Origin of the sequence: Acinetobacter sp. ACNIH2 (assembly GCF_002934965.1) — a bacterium.
In the GTDB taxonomy this organism is placed as follows: Bacteria; Pseudomonadota; Gammaproteobacteria; order Pseudomonadales; family Moraxellaceae; genus Acinetobacter; species Acinetobacter tandoii.
The window spans coordinates 3,526,789-3,541,653 of sequence record NZ_CP026412.1 but is presented as its reverse complement, the minus strand read 5'-3'; the positions used below and the strand labels follow the sequence as shown (position 1 = coordinate 3,541,653).

The following is a 14,865-nucleotide window of genomic DNA, read 5'->3' as shown; positions in this document are numbered from 1 at the left end:
ACATGAAAAATATATTTGCCTTTATTTTTGGTGGTTTATTTGCCACAGGTTTAATGTTCTCGGGTATGGCGAATCCACAGAAAGTACTGAATTTTCTTGATGTATTCGGAACTTGGGACGCAAGTTTGGCATTTGTGATGATGGGTGCAATTGCAGTGGCATTTATTCCATTTCAAGTATTATCAAAACAGCAAGCGCCTAAAACGGTATTTAATGAGCCGATTTTACTGCCTAAAAACACGCAACTTGATCCTAAATTAATCACAGGTAGTGCTATTTTCGGTATTGGTTGGGGCTTAGCAGGTATTTGTCCAGGACCAAGTCTTACTTTAATTGGTCTAGGGCACTATCAAGCACTCTATTTTATTTTTGCTATGATAATAGGTGTACTTATATTCAATAAAACGATGGGAGCTAAATCATGTTGATAAAACCAATCGTTAAGGCTTTTTTTGATAAAGAAACCAATACTTTTAGCTATGTAGTCACGGACCCAGAGAGTCGCCAATCTGCGATTATCGATAGTGTACTGAATTATGATGCTGCATCTGCAACGACAAAGACAACTTTGGCGGATGAAATAATTTCATATGTTCAGCAAAATAGCCTAAGCATAAATTGGATTTTAGAAACGCACGTCCATGCTGACCATCTAACAGCTTCACAGTATTTAAAACAGAAGGTGGGGGGAGCGGTTGCGATTAGTGAGAAAATTGCGGTTGTGCAGGAAACCTTTAGCGCAATTTACAACCTTGAACCCAAATATTTTAATACGACACGTTCATTTGATTATTTATTTAAAGATGGCGAACATTTCAAAATTGGTGAAATAGATGCTTATAACATTCCAACACCAGGACATACGCCAGCTTGCCTAAGCTACGTGATTGGTGATGCTGTATTCGTCGGTGACACGCTATTTATGCCTGATTATGGTACAGCACGCTGTGATTTTCCTAAAGGCAGTGCGGACATTCTGTATGATTCGGTACAAAAATTATATGCTTTAGATGATAAAACCCGAGTGTTCTTATGCCACGATTATCTGCCTGAGGGTCGCGATCATTTTGTTTATGAAACCACTATTACGGAACAAAAACAGCATAACATTCATATTCATGCAGGTACTGAAAAAGCAGATTTTGTCCAAATGCGTAATCAACGTGATGCAACTTTGGCAATGCCCAAACTGATTTTACCTTCTATACAAATCAATATGCAGGCTGGACAATTCCCTGAGCCTGAAGAAAACGGGATTCGTTATTTGAAAATTCCATTTAATTTTTTCAAATCTAACATATAAACATGAGATAAATGCAGAAAAATCAGGATAATACATCACTATTATCTCTGTTTTTTTGCATTTCTAAAAATAGCCTAAGCGAATTTATTGATTCTTAAAAATTAAAAAGCCACTATATATATAAAAATACCTAGTAGAAGCACTAATGATCCTTAATCATCAAATACAGAAACCAGCAAATCCAAGCGAATTAGAACCTGTTGTACTCATTCATGGGTTATTCGGCAGTTTGAGCAACCTTGGCATGTTGGCTCGGGCTTTTGATCAACGTACTGTAATACAGCTAGATGTACGTAATCATGGGTTATCTAAACATAGTGAACACATGAACTATGACTTGATGGCACAGGATGTACTAGAAACTTTGGATCATCTACAGATTCAAAAATTTTCCCTTATTGGACATTCCATGGGCGGAAAAATAAGCATGAAAGTAGCAGAGAAGGCCGAAAATCGTCTGGTACGCCTCATTGTGTTAGATATTGCACCATTTGCTTATCAAGAAAATCATCACGAACAAATTTTTAAAGCATTATTTGCTGTACAGCAAGCTGCACCAGCATCTAGATTACAAGCTACTGAAATCATGAAGAAATTTATTCAAGAAGATATGGTGATTCAGTTTTTATTGAAATCATTTACGCAAGGCAAATGGCGTTTTAATTTAAATGCCATTTTTGCACATTATGCAGAGATATTATCTTGGCAAGAGATAAAGCCTTATACAAAGCCGGTGTTATTTTTACGTGGTGGGTTATCTCCATACATTCATAAGCCTGAACATTTTGATGCTATTCAGAAACAGTTTCCAGTTGCTGAAATAAAAGAGGTTTTGAATGCAGGACATTGGCTACACGCTGAAAAGACAAATGAAGTTTTATTAGAGATCTCTAACTTTTTAAAATAAAAAGATTATGTTCTACAGCGACTTTGTTTGTGCAAGGTCGCGTAACTCTGTGTTTGTATGGGAAGATTACATTGATTTCGTATAATGTGTGCAGGATTATGTTACATAGGCGATTTGCAACAATTTCAGGGGCAAATCGGCGTTATTTAACATCAATCTGCATTATACGAGGTCGAAATTTAGCCTAAGCAGAGCATAAATTATCTAAGTAGAATCTAAAAAAGGGCAGTTCGCCCTTTTTTTAGTATCCAGTGAAAGGGGATACTGCTCGGTTATCCCACTTCATCAGCATCTATAACTATTAATCGTCTTTTTTTAACACTTCTGATCTGTATTTCATTACATCAGAGGTTTTCATATCCTTTAGGTGTTTTCTTATAAGTGCATGAATTAAATCAGATTCTTTAATTCTGATTTTGGTTTCAAACATCATTTCCAAAGCTGCTTCTTTGATCATTTCTTCTTCTTCATCTCTAAGTCTTACTGTTACAGCCATGATTTGCTCTCCAAAATTCGAAATCATATAAGATTTATATTTTATGATATGTTGTAAAATCACAAATTAAATGTTATAAAACGATCAAATGTAATTTGTGATATATGACAAATGGAAAGAGAACAAGCATTCGAAATTGTAGCTAAGGTCATTTTTGACCGTGGCGTACAACTCATCATAGGGGGCAGTCCTGCTTTCGAGTCGGAAGCTGTTCTTTTTTACATTGAAGATACGATGACAGAGTGGGGCTACAAGTCTCCTAAAGTTGCTGAATATTGCGATTCACTTAAATCAGAGAATGACAACTTCCGCTCAATGGGGATCTGCTAATGGATAAGTATAAAAAACAACCAATCCCCACTGTATTATCGGGGGGATTGAAAAAGGAAGCAGTTAAAACCCCCATTAATAAGATGGGGGTAACGAAATTTGATACACAACCTCAAGATGCCGATCTCCCGTTCCAAGAGCATTCGCTATATACCATCCCTCGAACTCATATGCTTATGACCAATGACGGTGTAAAGCATGTCGAGTACAGAATGCCTGCTGACAATGAAATTGCAGTGATTGACTGGGTAAATTTCACCATTGGAATTGAAACAATGGGTGATAAATACTGGCAGGAAGATGAATACATACTTGATTCACACCGCTGGACTGCTGCTGTTGATGCATTAGATATTGATTTGCAACATATATTTGGTTTTACAACGTCATCTTGCCGTAACAAAGGTCTTAACTTTTATGAGCAAAGTTACGTTTTAGGTGAAGATTTCGGCTTTGTATGCATCGGTGGTCAACGCAATACGCTTTTAATCATGATTAATGGTCGTGGTTGTAACTTTGCTAAAAGTGGTTGGGAATTAAGACTTTACAATTATTTAGTAACTCGTGCTAAGCGCGCTAAATTAACGCGTGTTGATATTGCTCATGATGACTTTGAAGGTAAAAACGTCAATGTTGACTGGGGCAATATGCAAGACGGACTAGGGGGCTTTCAACTCGGTAATCGTGCTCCAAACATAGAACATAAAGGCAATTGGAAACGGCCTAATGGTCGTGGCCGTACACTTTGTATCGGTTCTCGAGACTCAGGAAAATACCTTCGTTTATACGAAAAAGGTCGTGCCGAAGGTGATCCAGATGACAACTGGCAACGTGCAGAAGTTGAATTCAAGGCAATTGACCGTGTTCTACCGTTTGACATGCTCTTGGCTCCATCTCAATTTTTTATTGCTGCATATCCATGTTTCAGAGATTTGGCTCAACATTTACAGCCTGAACGCATTGAAACTATTAAAAAAACAGCTCAAATCAATTTCCAAACTGCCATTGATAATCTTAAACATCAATATGGCAAGTACATCAATATCTTCAAGGACGTATTCGAGCCTGAAGAACTCATCAATTTAATTTGCTGTGCAGATCCGCTTGCATATCCCAAGCGATTAGATCATGTGCTTATTACTGCTCGGAGAATGTAATGCATACATCAACTGTAAAAATCTTAGGTGCTAAATCTGTTGATTTTAAACCTGACGACAAATCTGGTCGTCACTATGACCATGTAGCTCTTTATTGCGAGATTCCTATGGATCTATCTACAGGTACGGCTATTGGTAACGGTTGTGAGACTTTTAATTGGCAGGATTCATCGAATATGGCGTTATTGCGTCAATTCAAACAAAAAGATTTTCCAATTACTGCGGAAATTACATTTGACATGGTTACAACTGGTAAAGCCGTTAAATATGTTGTTATGGATGTGAAGCTTCCAAGTCCGCCACCAAAAACAGTTTAACTTTCAAAGGCTTACAATACTATATTTCGTATAATGTATAATATGTAAATAAATCAATAACTTACATTATTTTAAAGGATAGCAGGGTAATGAAAATATATCAAGTGATGGGTTCAAACGAAAAAATGTGTCCTAGCTGTGGCTCATATTTTCATTCCCAATATTTACCGTTTCATCAATCCAAGTGTAACGGATAAAGGTTTTTTAATTTATGGCATATCTCTGCGAATCGATTGAACTCGTCAATGGGGTGCAGACATGTGTCGCATGGATTCTGCAAAAAGAACCTGAGTTCAATTTGCTGAATATCTCTGTTGCAGATGCAAATTTACTGCTTTCACAGGTAGTTACTTGTTTTGCAACGGTTTTTGTCTACAACATCGTAAATGATGCTTTAAAAGGTAAATAAACATGAATGAAAAACTAATCGAAGTTCAAGCTCCACAAAAACGCGGTTTAACTCTTGCTGAACGCGCAACTTTAGCTACTGGCGCAATTGCCCTTGCTGGTTCTGCTAACGCTGCTGATGTTGATGTTTCAGCAGGTACTGCTGTTATTGCGGGTGGTGTTGCTGTAATTGCCCTTGTTGGTGCAGCAAAGATTGTTCCTAACGCAACAATTCAAGTCTGGGGTTATGTGAAGCAAGCGTTCAATCGAACCTAATTTACATACATAAATTGGGGAGTTCGCTCCCCATTTTATTTAGGGGGTCTATATGTCGTTCGGTTTCTTCTATCTGATTTTAATGTCTGTCTGTATTCTTTTGTTGTTAAGGAAATAAAAATGAGAAAAATCATTGTGTTTTTATTGTCTTTGACAATAACTTTTACACCTACTTTTCTTTGGGCTGGTGCTGCAGAAAAATGGGAAATTTTAGAAAATGTCTATGACCAATCTTCACAACGAGTTAATGTAACTGCAAGAAAAATTACTCAAGAAGCTGCCAACTCTGGCCGTTATAAAGTTCAAGTTCCTGTTAATGCCTCTGTATTGGGAGCTACTGCAAAATCAATGTTGTGGACAGGTGTCGCAGTAGCTGCATTGGAAGCATTAATTGGTGCAGTCGGTTGGATTATTGACGAAGGTTCAAAAACAATAAAAAAATTAGACCCTGATCAACCACCTAATCCTCCCTATATTTGGATCACTGGTGGTTGGACTGAATCAACTGCTGATACTTATGTAAAGTCAGGTAATCTTTTTGCCAAAGTATATTGCAAAGCTTATGGTCGAGGTACATGCACAGCTTCAAACTTTGTTATCAATTCTCTTACATCTGTATCAGTTGATGTTATGTCTGAATCTAATACAAAAATTGGTTCTTTCTCAATACAGAGGAAAACTAATCCAAATTACGATCCTAATTTAGAACCTCGATACATTCCCGTTTCTGATCAAGAACTAGGTGATGAAATTATGGGTAATGGTACTGAACCCAATTCACGTCCTACACCTGAAACAGGCATTATAACTCAAGCATACGATCCTAATAATCCTGTTGGCTTAGGTGAACCTGCACCAAAAGCTACAGATGACGCTTTAAATTCAGCCAATCCAGAACCTGATTCACCACCAAAAGGTGAATCTGAAACTAAGACCGAAACTGACCCAGAAACAGGTGAAACAACTGAAAAGTCAGAATTTACATTACCAAACTTTTGTAGTTGGGCACCTGCTGTTTGTGACTTTTTCAAAGTTCAAAAACAAGACAATAAAGAAATAAAGCAAAATCAAAAAGATCAGATAGAACAAAATCTGACATTCTTTGAAAAAGTAACTGATTTTTTTGATTGGTCACAGGAACCGCCTGATCTAGATCAAGATGAAATTGATATTCAAGAGCCTGACGAGTTCGACACTTCTGTTTTCTCTACAGACAGATTTTCTGTTTCTCGTCAATGTCCTGTTCCTGAGCAACACACTATTTCACTTTCAGGTGTTTCAGTAAATTTTTCTTTTGATCTTACACCGCTTTGCCAGGTACTCGAATTCGCTAGACCTGCTTTAGTAGCTTGTTCCTATTTATATGCAGCTTATATCGTCGTAGGAGCTGCTAGAAATGGGTAATTTGCTAAAACAACTTCTAGATAGCTTCGCTGAGGGCTTTCTTTCAAAACTAATAAAAGGTGCAGGAATAAGCCTTGTATCAGGGACCGTTATTCTCTCTGTTATTAATTTTTTAGTGAACAAGTTTTTATCTGATTTTTTTGTTGTTGGTGACCTTGCTTCTTTGGTTGGTGTATCTGGTTTAGATCAATGTATTTCTATTGTCATATCAGGAATGATTGCCAGAGCCATGATAACGACTACAAGTCTTTCCTTCTCTAAAACATGACGAGGAGCTGAAGGAGGAGGAGGACGAGGTACGAGGACGACAACGACGACAGCAACGAGGAAATATAAATGATTTATTTGATTACAGCGACGCCAGGCTCTGGCAAAACATTATGGGCAGTAAATGAGATTTTCAAGCGAGTTAATGAAGCTGAATCTTGGAATATCTTTTCAAATATTGATGGCTTAAAGCTTGATACTGCTCAACCGCTTAAAGATAAATTTACGGATTATCCTCCTCGTTCTTTGGTTGTAATTGATGAAGCACAACAGATTGCCCATTTTTCTAAAAAGTATAAGCATCCTGTAAAAAATGAAAATCATCCAGAAGTTGAATTTTTGCAAGTTCACCGACATGCAGAATTTCTAGATATCATTTTTATTACACAAGCACCACGTTTATTGAATGCAGATGTTCTTGATATGGTCGGTTCTCACTATCATTTACATCGTCCAATGGGCATGAAAATGGCAACTTGGTGGCTATGGAAATACCACCAATTAAATCCAAATACCAAATCTAGTAAGGCTGATGCAGAGGATACGGGTACATTTTCTTATCCTAAAGCTCTTTTTGGCATGTATAAAAGTTCTGCTGGTGGTGATGATTCACACGGCAAAATTAAAATTCCAATGAAGATTATTAATGCTGTTTGGATGCTATTTTTGGTAATTAGTGTTACAGCTTGGCTTTATTTCAAACAAAAACCAGATGAGGCTGTTGGGCTTTCAGAAAAAGAAACCGCTTCAATTAAGACTGATATTCCTAAAGTTGCTAATAAACCTTTAGAAAATTTAGATCAAGAATGTCGTAAAGGTGTCAATGTAGAACGTCCTGAATGTGTTGAATGGTTTAATAAGTTATCTACTTCTAATGCATCTGTTCAACCTGTTCAGCAAGTTCAATACGATTCAAATAATCCTTATGATTTTGCACCAGTTCACGCAATTGAAGTTAAGGATTATCCGCGACTAAGTGGATGTGCCCGTGATCTACAAGGTCGCTATGTTGGTTTTGATCAACAAGGCAATGTTATGCCTAAAATTTCACAATCTGATTGTAAACGTTGGCTTAATGGTGAACGTCTTTTCGATTACACAAAGGCACCAGTACAGGTAAATAACAATGTTGGAATACATACTCAAACAGATAATACGCAACCTGATCAACCTACTGTTCAGGAACAGGCGAAAATGGAACAGGCGAAAATGGAGGGGTTGATATGAAATTTGAAGATGTTGCTATGGTTTTGATTGCTCTTGTTGGTGTTGTTTTTCTTTACGGTTATTACATTATTCCAATTTTCTAGGCTTCTCTTATGAAAAAAGTTTTTAAACAAATATTTCCAATTATTCTATTATCTTTCTCACTTCTTTTTGTTGTTCCCCTAATAGCTTGGCTTGTTATTCAAGCTGTTATATCAATGGGTCATTTTACTGATCTTTATGTTTCTTTTCTTGGTAATTACTTTATTGAACCTGTAGCACAACTTGTAGCTTCTTTATCTATTTTATTGTTTCTAGGTTCTATTATTTTTGCTTGCATAGTTGCTTTTTGTGAATGGACTGAATAGAGCAGGCGGAGTGCCTGCGAACTGATGAAATATGATTTAAAACCTTCTTTCCCTGATTACAAGCTCCCTTTAAAATACAAACGGTAAAATTAGAGCGTCCCGAATGGGCGCGAACTGAGGGTTTAAAATGTTATCACAACAAATTTTTGATGAAGCTGCAAAGGTTGCTAAACAGCATTTAGAGGGGAAATTAGATGTCTCTATCAGTATTGAAGTTTTGCAGAAGCTTTTAGATGATGAAGCTAGTGCTCATCTCTTCATTGTGGAATTTAATAATTATTTAGAAAAATATCGCTCTTGGTACAATAAAAAATAATAGGCTGAGATTTCGTATAATGTGTGCAGGATTATGTTACATAGGCGATTTGCAACAATTTCAGGGGCAAATCGGCGTTATTTAACATCAATCTGCATTATACGAGGTCGAAATTTAGCCTAAGCAGAGCATAAATTATCTAAGTAGAATCTAAAAAAGGGCAGTTCGCCCTTTTTTTAGTATCCAGTGAAAGGGGATACTGCTCGGTTATCCCACTTCATCAGCATCTATAACTATTAATCGTCTTTTTTTAACACTTCTGATCTGTATTTCATTACATCAGAGGTTTTCATATCCTTTAGGTGTTTTCTTATAAGTGCATGAATTAAATCAGATTCTTTAATTCTGATTTTGGTTTCAAACATCATTTCCAAAGCTGCTTCTTTGATCATTTCTTCTTCTTCATCTCTAAGTCTTACTGTTACAGCCATGATTTGCTCTCCAAAATTCGAAATCATATAAGATTTATATTTTATGATATGTTGTAAAATCACAAATTAAATGTTATAAAACGATCAAATGTAATTTGTGATATATGACAAATGGAAAGAGAACAAGCATTCGAAATTGTAGCTAAGGTCATTTTTGACCGTGGCGTACAACTCATCATAGGGGGCAGTCCTGCTTTCGAGTCGGAAGCTGTTCTTTTTTACATTGAAGATACGATGACAGAGTGGGGCTACAAGTCTCCTAAAGTTGCTGAATATTGCGATTCACTTAAATCAGAGAATGACAACTTCCGCTCAATGGGGATCTGCTAATGGATAAGTATAAAAAACAACCAATCCCCACTGTATTATCGGGGGGATTGAAAAAGGAAGCAGTTAAAACCCCCATTAATAAGATGGGGGTAACGAAATTTGATACACAACCTCAAGATGCCGATCTCCCGTTCCAAGAGCATTCGCTATATACCATCCCTCGAACTCATATGCTTATGACCAATGACGGTGTAAAGCATGTCGAGTACAGAATGCCTGCTGACAATGAAATTGCAGTGATTGACTGGGTAAATTTCACCATTGGAATTGAAACAATGGGTGATAAATACTGGCAGGAAGATGAATACATACTTGATTCACACCGCTGGACTGCTGCTGTTGATGCATTAGATATTGATTTGCAACATATATTTGGTTTTACAACGTCATCTTGCCGTAACAAAGGTCTTAACTTTTATGAGCAAAGTTACGTTTTAGGTGAAGATTTCGGCTTTGTATGCATCGGTGGTCAACGCAATACGCTTTTAATCATGATTAATGGTCGTGGTTGTAACTTTGCTAAAAGTGGTTGGGAATTAAGACTTTACAATTATTTAGTAACTCGTGCTAAGCGCGCTAAATTAACGCGTGTTGATATTGCTCATGATGACTTTGAAGGTAAAAACGTCAATGTTGACTGGGGCAATATGCAAGACGGACTAGGGGGCTTTCAACTCGGTAATCGTGCTCCAAACATAGAACATAAAGGCAATTGGAAACGGCCTAATGGTCGTGGCCGTACACTTTGTATCGGTTCTCGAGACTCAGGAAAATACCTTCGTTTATACGAAAAAGGTCGTGCCGAAGGTGATCCAGATGACAACTGGCAACGTGCAGAAGTTGAATTCAAGGCAATTGACCGTGTTCTACCGTTTGACATGCTCTTGGCTCCATCTCAATTTTTTATTGCTGCATATCCATGTTTCAGAGATTTGGCTCAACATTTACAGCCTGAACGCATTGAAACTATTAAAAAAACAGCTCAAATCAATTTCCAAACTGCCATTGATAATCTTAAACATCAATATGGCAAGTACATCAATATCTTCAAGGACGTATTCGAGCCTGAAGAACTCATCAATTTAATTTGCTGTGCAGATCCGCTTGCATATCCCAAGCGATTAGATCATGTGCTTATTACTGCTCGGAGAATGTAATGCATACATCAACTGTAAAAATCTTAGGTGCTAAATCTGTTGATTTTAAACCTGACGACAAATCTGGTCGTCACTATGACCATGTAGCTCTTTATTGCGAGATTCCTATGGATCTATCTACAGGTACGGCTATTGGTAACGGTTGTGAGACTTTTAATTGGCAGGATTCATCGAATATGGCGTTATTGCGTCAATTCAAACAAAAAGATTTTCCAATTACTGCGGAAATTACATTTGACATGGTTACAACTGGTAAAGCCGTTAAATATGTTGTTATGGATGTGAAGCTTCCAAGTCCGCCACCAAAAACAGTTTAACTTTCAAAGGCTTACAATACTATATTTCGTATAATGTATATTATGTTAAATGACATATCAAAGACTGTAGCCTACACAACACAGTTGTTGCTACAGCTCAGCATCATGAATATAATTTTGCAGATTCATGATGCTGAGTACGTGAATGAACATAATATTCGTTAGGTCAAAATCCTTTGACTCATGTACCTATAACCACGAATAAAATGGCTCTCCAAAGTTCTACAAACATTTTATGCATGATTCATTTTGTCGTATTATTGTTTTACAACAACTCTACCTCGAATTTTTCCATCTAAAATTTCATTTGAAATATTTAAAGCATCTGTTAACTGAATTTCAGTCGTTACTGTTTCTAATTTTGTTTGATCTAATTCTGTAGCTAAACGTTCCCATGCTTCTTTTCTTAATTCAATTGGTGCCATCACGCTATCAATTCCATATAACGTAATCCCTCTCAAAATAAATGGAGCAACTGTCGCTGGAAAATCCATTCCACCTGCCAAACCACACGCAGCAACTGCACCACGATATTTTGTACTAGCACATGCATTGACTAAAGTATGGCTTCCAACAGTATCAATCACGCCAGCCCAAATTTCTTTGTTTAATGGCTTTCCTGGCGAAGATAATTCAATACGATCAAGAATTTCACTTGCGCCTAAATAGGTTAAATATTCTGACTCTTGAGGTCGACCAGTTGAAGCTGTAATCTCGTAACCAAGATGGTTCAAAATAATAATCGCAATACTACCAACACCACCATTTGCACCTGTTACTAAAATTTTCCCATCACTTGGTTTAATACCATGTTTTTGTAAAGCCATGACACACAGCATTGCGGTATAACCTGCTGTACCAATAATCATCGTATCCTTAAAAGAAAAAGCAGAAGGTTTTTGTATGAGCCAATCGCCTGAAACAGTAACTTGCTCAGCTAATCCCCCAGAATATTTTTCGCCAACACCCCAACCATTTAATAAAACTTCATCTCCTTGTTTCCATGCTGGATGTTTTGATTCAATCACAACACCTGAAAAATCTATACCCGGTGTTAACGGAAAACTACGAACTACTGGAGAGCGCCCAGTAATGGCTAAAGCATCTTTATAGTTCAAAGTTGAATATTTGACTTCAACTCTAACCTCGCCTTCTTCTAAAGGCTTTGATGCAATCTCAGTAATTTTTGATGTGTAACCTGCATCATCTTTAGTAATTACTATACCTTTGTACATAGAACTTCCTCTCTATTTAATTGGACTACTTGTCTAGAATTAATTAAAAAATAAATGCAGACATCTGCATTTATTTTTTAATTAATTTTTTAAGTGATTTTGTTGTTCTACAGCTAAAGTAAACAAGCGATAAAATGCATCTAAAGGACTTGTTGATTTGACCAAACGTGCTCTTAGAACTGCACCTTCCCATCCAATCCAAAACTGATAAGCAGCTTCATCACAATCAGTTACGTTATATTGTGAATTTGACTGATGTAGGCAATCAGAAACTACTTTCTCCCATACTTTAAAAATACTTTCAATTCGGGCGATGATCTCCGGTGGCAAATACGAAACTTCTTGTCCTAAGTTACCTAAAATACAACCTCGTTTAAAATCATATTTTTGCAGTTTTTCACCCGCATCTTTTACAAAATTTTGCAGCCTTTCTAATGGTGAAAGATTAGTTTGACTTAAAAAATAATTCAATCGCTTCACAAAATAAAGCTCATAAGCATCTAGAACTTCTAAAATAAAAGCCTCTTTATTTGCAAAATAATGGTAGAAAGACCCTTTAGGAACTTGGACTGATTTCATGAGATCGTCTAAGCTCATAGCATTCATTCCACGTTCGGTCAGTAACTCGATACCTCGGCGGATTAACACTTCTTTAGTGTCTGCATAGTTACAACCATGTTTGGTTGGTCGACCACGTGGTCTTTTGGGTAAGGGAGAATAATTCATAAAATAAAAATAGACTGTGTGACTAGAAATATCAATAATAAAATTATTTGATTGAAAATTTTATCTAAACGGCATCTATTTCTTTTCTGGGAGAACTTAGCCTTTTATATAAATGTACTTAAAAATTCTATGAGTTCATGAACTCATTTTTGAAAAGCTGTAATTTTCTATGTTAATTACGTTTAAATTCCAACGCTCCCATTTTCTAACTTGCTCAGGTTATAATAATGGCCTCCAAAATATGGTTGATCTATTATGAACGCCTCCAATGACTCTCTACACGGCAAAAAACTTGCTGACATTTTGGATGAATTATTGGATTACTACGGTGGCTTTGAAGGCTTAAGTCGTAAAATTGAAATTAGATGTTTTTGTATAGATCCAAGTGTTAAATCATCATTGCGATTCTTGCGTACCACACCATGGGCACGTGAAAAAGTAGAAAACTTATATTTGTATGTCTTACGCCAAAAAGCCAAACAGAAATCGTAGCTATCAAAACCCAACCTCAGCATAATATTTTATACCAAATACTAAGCTACACTTATTAAATAGCCATCGATTTTGTAGACACCTGTTAGTTAGTGGTGGTAGTCCACCGCTCTCCTAGACAAATTTAGTCTATTCTTAAGACTTTTTAGTAGGAAACTATGTATTCATAGCTAGGTTCATGAACCAAAAGCTCAGCATCATGAATCTACAAAATTATATTCATGATGCCGAGTACGTGAACGTGAATGAACACAATATTCGTTATGCCAAATCCTTCGCTATCTCATGCGCTAGATATGATAGTTTAATTTGAGTTTCCTCTCAGAACACGTTTAACCTTTTGTTTAAAATCCTGTTTAGCCCAAGGTTCATTAATTGACATCAATAGTGTGCCTTTAAGGGCATCATTAATAATATTAGGATTTTTTTCTATCCAATTTAATGCTAAGTTTGGCCAATATATACTTACACTTCGTGTTAGAGCAAAATTTAATATCTCTAATTTATTATCATTATTTAAAAGATCAAAATCATCATTTTGATCTTGCTTCTCAAGCATTAATAACCCATTTCTAGCATCTGTTAAATTATTTTCCATACTACTCACTTTTATACTATTTAGACCAACTCTCATGCACTAATTTAATACCTTTAGTGGACATAGACTCTTTAAACTCATATTTATGATATTAAGCAAACTTTAAAGGATAAGGTGAATAAATGATCCCCCTCACCCCAACCCCATCAAAAAATACTCAAGCAACCTCTCCCGTTCATCTGGTTTGTTCGGGTCTAAAAGCTGAACCATTGCCCCGTCTATCACAAACAAAAACATGTGCGCATCTTGTTTTAAAGCATTCGAATTAGTCGTTAAAAGCAAATTATAGATTTCATTCATCAGCCAGTTTCGGTAGTCAATTACAAGCTGATACGCCTTTGGATATGTTTTCGATATTTCAAAAATAGCTTTAAACGGTAAATGGTAAAGTCCTTCAAAGTTGGCATGTAAAAAGAAAATTTTGCGAAGTTTTTCAGCCATAGATAATTCTTTATCAACGTAAATAATCGAAATTACTGCATGTTTAAGACCATCTTTTTGAAAAGTTAAACTCATTTCAATAAGACGTTCTTTTGAGTGAAAGGAATTATAAAATGTCGCTTTGGGGATTTTTGCAGCTTCAATAATTTGGTCTAATCCGACATTGTGAAAGCCATATTTATTAAAAAGAAACCTTGAAGTATGAAGCACACTTAAAGCACGAAATGAGAGAATTAAATTTGTCATGGTTTTACCGTTATAAAATAAATTCTTGTTGTATATAAAAGAGATATAAAAGCCTTTTACTTTTTTTAAGGTGAAAAAAAGGCATAGCAAAGCCGTAAAGACTGTGCCTAACACATCTCAAGTTTTATTGTTGATCTAAGTTTTTTAGTAATAACAAA

At 36.2% G+C, this 14,865-nt stretch carries 23 protein-coding genes; 17 read left to right on the top strand and 6 right to left on the bottom strand.

The features are described 5' to 3' along the window. Window positions 1–2: 2 nt before the first annotated feature. The 3 genes from C3F34_RS16855 (at window position 3) to C3F34_RS16845 (ending at window position 2,210) form a co-directional block, all read left to right on the top strand. Window positions 3–428: a YeeE/YedE family protein gene (locus C3F34_RS16855; protein WP_044740647.1), complete on the top strand. Its 426-nt coding sequence runs from the start codon at window positions 3–5 to the stop codon at window positions 426–428. After that, complete coding sequence (locus tag C3F34_RS16850; RefSeq protein WP_044740648.1) at window positions 422–1,303, top strand: MBL fold metallo-hydrolase; 882 nt, start codon at window positions 422–424, stop codon at window positions 1,301–1,303. The genes C3F34_RS16855 and C3F34_RS16850 overlap by 7 nt, the downstream gene beginning before the upstream one ends. 145 nt (window positions 1,304–1,448) lie before the next feature. Continuing rightward, window positions 1,449–2,210 (top strand): alpha/beta fold hydrolase, encoded by a 762-nt coding sequence (locus C3F34_RS16845; RefSeq protein WP_104442160.1) that lies wholly within the window; start codon window positions 1,449–1,451, stop codon window positions 2,208–2,210. Window positions 2,211–2,511: 301 nt separating this feature from the next. Here the strand turns inward: C3F34_RS16845 and C3F34_RS16840 are convergent, their stop codons facing one another. Continuing rightward, window positions 2,512–2,706 (bottom strand): hypothetical protein, encoded by a 195-nt coding sequence (locus C3F34_RS16840; RefSeq protein WP_104442152.1) that lies wholly within the window; start codon window positions 2,704–2,706, stop codon window positions 2,512–2,514. A gap of 111 nt (window positions 2,707–2,817) precedes the next feature. Here C3F34_RS16840 and C3F34_RS16835 point away from each other — a divergent pair, with 111 nt between their 5' ends. The 10 genes from C3F34_RS16835 to C3F34_RS16790 all read left to right on the top strand — a co-directional run bounded on the left by C3F34_RS16835 (window position 2,818) and on the right by C3F34_RS16790 (window position 8,734). Then, the gene (locus C3F34_RS16835; RefSeq protein WP_104442151.1) at window positions 2,818–3,036 is read left to right on the top strand and encodes a hypothetical protein; all 219 of its coding nucleotides are present in this window, start codon (window positions 2,818–2,820) and stop codon (window positions 3,034–3,036) included. Next, the gene (locus C3F34_RS16830) at window positions 3,036–4,193 is read left to right on the top strand and encodes a replication initiation factor domain-containing protein (RefSeq protein WP_104442150.1); all 1,158 of its coding nucleotides are present in this window, start codon (window positions 3,036–3,038) and stop codon (window positions 4,191–4,193) included. The genes C3F34_RS16835 and C3F34_RS16830 overlap by 1 nt, the downstream gene beginning before the upstream one ends. Beyond that, entirely contained in the window at window positions 4,193–4,510 is a 318-nt protein-coding gene (locus C3F34_RS16825; RefSeq protein ID WP_104442149.1) for a hypothetical protein, read from the top strand. The genes C3F34_RS16830 and C3F34_RS16825 overlap by 1 nt, the downstream gene beginning before the upstream one ends. A gap of 211 nt (window positions 4,511–4,721) precedes the next feature. Beyond that, on the top strand, window positions 4,722–4,919 hold the full coding sequence (locus tag C3F34_RS16820; RefSeq protein WP_104442159.1) for a hypothetical protein: 198 nt from the start codon (window positions 4,722–4,724) through the stop codon (window positions 4,917–4,919). A 2-nt stretch (window positions 4,920–4,921) separates the two neighbouring features. Then, window positions 4,922–5,173, top strand: coding sequence for a hypothetical protein (locus C3F34_RS16815; RefSeq protein ID WP_104442158.1), 252 nt, complete (start codon window positions 4,922–4,924; stop codon window positions 5,171–5,173). Between the two features lie 120 nt (window positions 5,174–5,293). Beyond that, a complete protein-coding gene (locus C3F34_RS16810; RefSeq protein ID WP_104442157.1) occupies window positions 5,294–6,577 on the top strand; it encodes a virulence factor TspB C-terminal domain-related protein in 1,284 nt (427 codons plus the stop codon). Continuing rightward, window positions 6,570–6,845 (top strand): DUF2523 family protein, encoded by a 276-nt coding sequence (locus tag C3F34_RS16805; RefSeq protein ID WP_104442156.1) that lies wholly within the window; start codon window positions 6,570–6,572, stop codon window positions 6,843–6,845. Before C3F34_RS16810 ends, C3F34_RS16805 begins: the two co-directional genes overlap by 8 nt. A 68-nt stretch (window positions 6,846–6,913) precedes the next feature. Continuing rightward, complete coding sequence (locus tag C3F34_RS16800) at window positions 6,914–8,071, top strand: zonular occludens toxin domain-containing protein (protein WP_104442155.1); 1,158 nt, start codon at window positions 6,914–6,916, stop codon at window positions 8,069–8,071. A gap of 92 nt (window positions 8,072–8,163) precedes the next feature. Beyond that, a complete protein-coding gene (locus C3F34_RS16795; RefSeq protein ID WP_104442154.1) occupies window positions 8,164–8,418 on the top strand; it encodes a hypothetical protein in 255 nt (84 codons plus the stop codon). Between the two features lie 127 nt (window positions 8,419–8,545). Beyond that, a complete protein-coding gene (locus C3F34_RS16790) occupies window positions 8,546–8,734 on the top strand; it encodes a hypothetical protein (protein ID WP_104442153.1) in 189 nt (62 codons plus the stop codon). 236 nt (window positions 8,735–8,970) lie between these two features. Here the strand turns inward: C3F34_RS16790 and C3F34_RS16785 are convergent, their stop codons facing one another. Further along, complete coding sequence (locus C3F34_RS16785; RefSeq protein WP_104442152.1) at window positions 8,971–9,165, bottom strand: hypothetical protein; 195 nt, start codon at window positions 9,163–9,165, stop codon at window positions 8,971–8,973. Window positions 9,166–9,276: 111 nt separating this feature from the next. On the opposite strand from C3F34_RS16785, the gene C3F34_RS16780 reads away from it, so the two are divergent. Genes C3F34_RS16780 through C3F34_RS16770 form a run of 3 tightly spaced genes read left to right on the top strand, consistent with a single transcriptional unit; the run spans window position 9,277 to window position 10,969 of the window. Beyond that, window positions 9,277–9,495: a hypothetical protein gene (locus C3F34_RS16780; protein WP_104442151.1), complete on the top strand. Its 219-nt coding sequence runs from the start codon at window positions 9,277–9,279 to the stop codon at window positions 9,493–9,495. Next, entirely contained in the window at window positions 9,495–10,652 is a 1,158-nt protein-coding gene (locus C3F34_RS16775) for a replication initiation factor domain-containing protein (protein ID WP_104442150.1), read from the top strand. The genes C3F34_RS16780 and C3F34_RS16775 overlap by 1 nt, the downstream gene beginning before the upstream one ends. Next, entirely contained in the window at window positions 10,652–10,969 is a 318-nt protein-coding gene (locus C3F34_RS16770; protein ID WP_104442149.1) for a hypothetical protein, read from the top strand. The genes C3F34_RS16775 and C3F34_RS16770 overlap by 1 nt, the downstream gene beginning before the upstream one ends. A 257-nt stretch (window positions 10,970–11,226) precedes the next feature. On the opposite strand, the gene C3F34_RS16765 is transcribed toward C3F34_RS16770, so the two are convergent. Together C3F34_RS16765 and C3F34_RS16760 are read right to left on the bottom strand one after the other, a co-directional pair. Next, window positions 11,227–12,204, bottom strand: a complete 978-nt coding sequence (locus tag C3F34_RS16765) for an MDR family oxidoreductase (protein ID WP_044740658.1) — start codon at window positions 12,202–12,204, stop codon at window positions 11,227–11,229. An 81-nt stretch (window positions 12,205–12,285) separates the two neighbouring features. Continuing rightward, the gene (locus C3F34_RS16760; RefSeq protein WP_044740659.1) at window positions 12,286–12,930 is read right to left on the bottom strand and encodes a TetR/AcrR family transcriptional regulator; all 645 of its coding nucleotides are present in this window, start codon (window positions 12,928–12,930) and stop codon (window positions 12,286–12,288) included. 255 nt (window positions 12,931–13,185) lie between these two features. On the opposite strand from C3F34_RS16760, the gene C3F34_RS16755 reads away from it, so the two are divergent. Then, complete coding sequence (locus C3F34_RS16755; RefSeq protein ID WP_044740660.1) at window positions 13,186–13,422, top strand: VF530 family DNA-binding protein; 237 nt, start codon at window positions 13,186–13,188, stop codon at window positions 13,420–13,422. Between the two features lie 304 nt (window positions 13,423–13,726). Here the strand turns inward: C3F34_RS16755 and C3F34_RS16750 are convergent, their stop codons facing one another. Further along, entirely contained in the window at window positions 13,727–14,020 is a 294-nt protein-coding gene (locus C3F34_RS16750) for a hypothetical protein (RefSeq protein ID WP_044740750.1), read from the bottom strand. Window positions 14,021–14,152: 132 nt separating this feature from the next. Beyond that, window positions 14,153–14,707 carry a TetR/AcrR family transcriptional regulator gene (locus tag C3F34_RS16745; RefSeq protein WP_044740661.1) on the bottom strand — a complete coding sequence of 185 codons (555 nt, stop codon included), beginning with the start codon at window positions 14,705–14,707 and terminating at the stop codon, window positions 14,153–14,155. Window positions 14,708–14,865: the final 158 nt, after the last annotated feature.

Coding starts and splice junctions, on each gene's coding strand:
- C3F34_RS16805 (WP_104442156.1), top strand. CDS start 6,570: ATGGGTAATTTGCTAAAACAACTTCTAGATAGCTTCGCTGAGGGCTTT.
- C3F34_RS16790 (WP_104442153.1), top strand. CDS start 8,546: ATGTTATCACAACAAATTTTTGATGAAGCTGCAAAGGTTGCTAAACAG.
- C3F34_RS16795 (WP_104442154.1), top strand. CDS start 8,164: ATGAAAAAAGTTTTTAAACAAATATTTCCAATTATTCTATTATCTTTC.
- C3F34_RS16770 (WP_104442149.1), top strand. CDS start 10,652: ATGCATACATCAACTGTAAAAATCTTAGGTGCTAAATCTGTTGATTTT.
- C3F34_RS16850 (WP_044740648.1), top strand. CDS start 422: ATGTTGATAAAACCAATCGTTAAGGCTTTTTTTGATAAAGAAACCAAT.
- C3F34_RS16855 (WP_044740647.1), top strand. CDS start 3: ATGAAAAATATATTTGCCTTTATTTTTGGTGGTTTATTTGCCACAGGT.
- C3F34_RS16810 (WP_104442157.1), top strand. CDS start 5,294: ATGAGAAAAATCATTGTGTTTTTATTGTCTTTGACAATAACTTTTACA.
- C3F34_RS16785 (WP_104442152.1), bottom strand. CDS start 9,165: ATGGCTGTAACAGTAAGACTTAGAGATGAAGAAGAAGAAATGATCAAA.
- C3F34_RS16830 (WP_104442150.1), top strand. CDS start 3,036: ATGGATAAGTATAAAAAACAACCAATCCCCACTGTATTATCGGGGGGA.
- C3F34_RS16840 (WP_104442152.1), bottom strand. CDS start 2,706: ATGGCTGTAACAGTAAGACTTAGAGATGAAGAAGAAGAAATGATCAAA.
- C3F34_RS16820 (WP_104442159.1), top strand. CDS start 4,722: ATGGCATATCTCTGCGAATCGATTGAACTCGTCAATGGGGTGCAGACA.
- C3F34_RS16775 (WP_104442150.1), top strand. CDS start 9,495: ATGGATAAGTATAAAAAACAACCAATCCCCACTGTATTATCGGGGGGA.
- C3F34_RS16835 (WP_104442151.1), top strand. CDS start 2,818: ATGGAAAGAGAACAAGCATTCGAAATTGTAGCTAAGGTCATTTTTGAC.
- C3F34_RS16750 (WP_044740750.1), bottom strand. CDS start 14,020: ATGGAAAATAATTTAACAGATGCTAGAAATGGGTTATTAATGCTTGAG.
- C3F34_RS16765 (WP_044740658.1), bottom strand. CDS start 12,204: ATGTACAAAGGTATAGTAATTACTAAAGATGATGCAGGTTACACATCA.
- C3F34_RS16845 (WP_104442160.1), top strand. CDS start 1,449: ATGATCCTTAATCATCAAATACAGAAACCAGCAAATCCAAGCGAATTA.
- C3F34_RS16745 (WP_044740661.1), bottom strand. CDS start 14,707: ATGACAAATTTAATTCTCTCATTTCGTGCTTTAAGTGTGCTTCATACT.
- C3F34_RS16825 (WP_104442149.1), top strand. CDS start 4,193: ATGCATACATCAACTGTAAAAATCTTAGGTGCTAAATCTGTTGATTTT.
- C3F34_RS16815 (WP_104442158.1), top strand. CDS start 4,922: ATGAATGAAAAACTAATCGAAGTTCAAGCTCCACAAAAACGCGGTTTA.
- C3F34_RS16800 (WP_104442155.1), top strand. CDS start 6,914: ATGATTTATTTGATTACAGCGACGCCAGGCTCTGGCAAAACATTATGG.
- C3F34_RS16755 (WP_044740660.1), top strand. CDS start 13,186: ATGAACGCCTCCAATGACTCTCTACACGGCAAAAAACTTGCTGACATT.
- C3F34_RS16780 (WP_104442151.1), top strand. CDS start 9,277: ATGGAAAGAGAACAAGCATTCGAAATTGTAGCTAAGGTCATTTTTGAC.
- C3F34_RS16760 (WP_044740659.1), bottom strand. CDS start 12,930: ATGAATTATTCTCCCTTACCCAAAAGACCACGTGGTCGACCAACCAAA.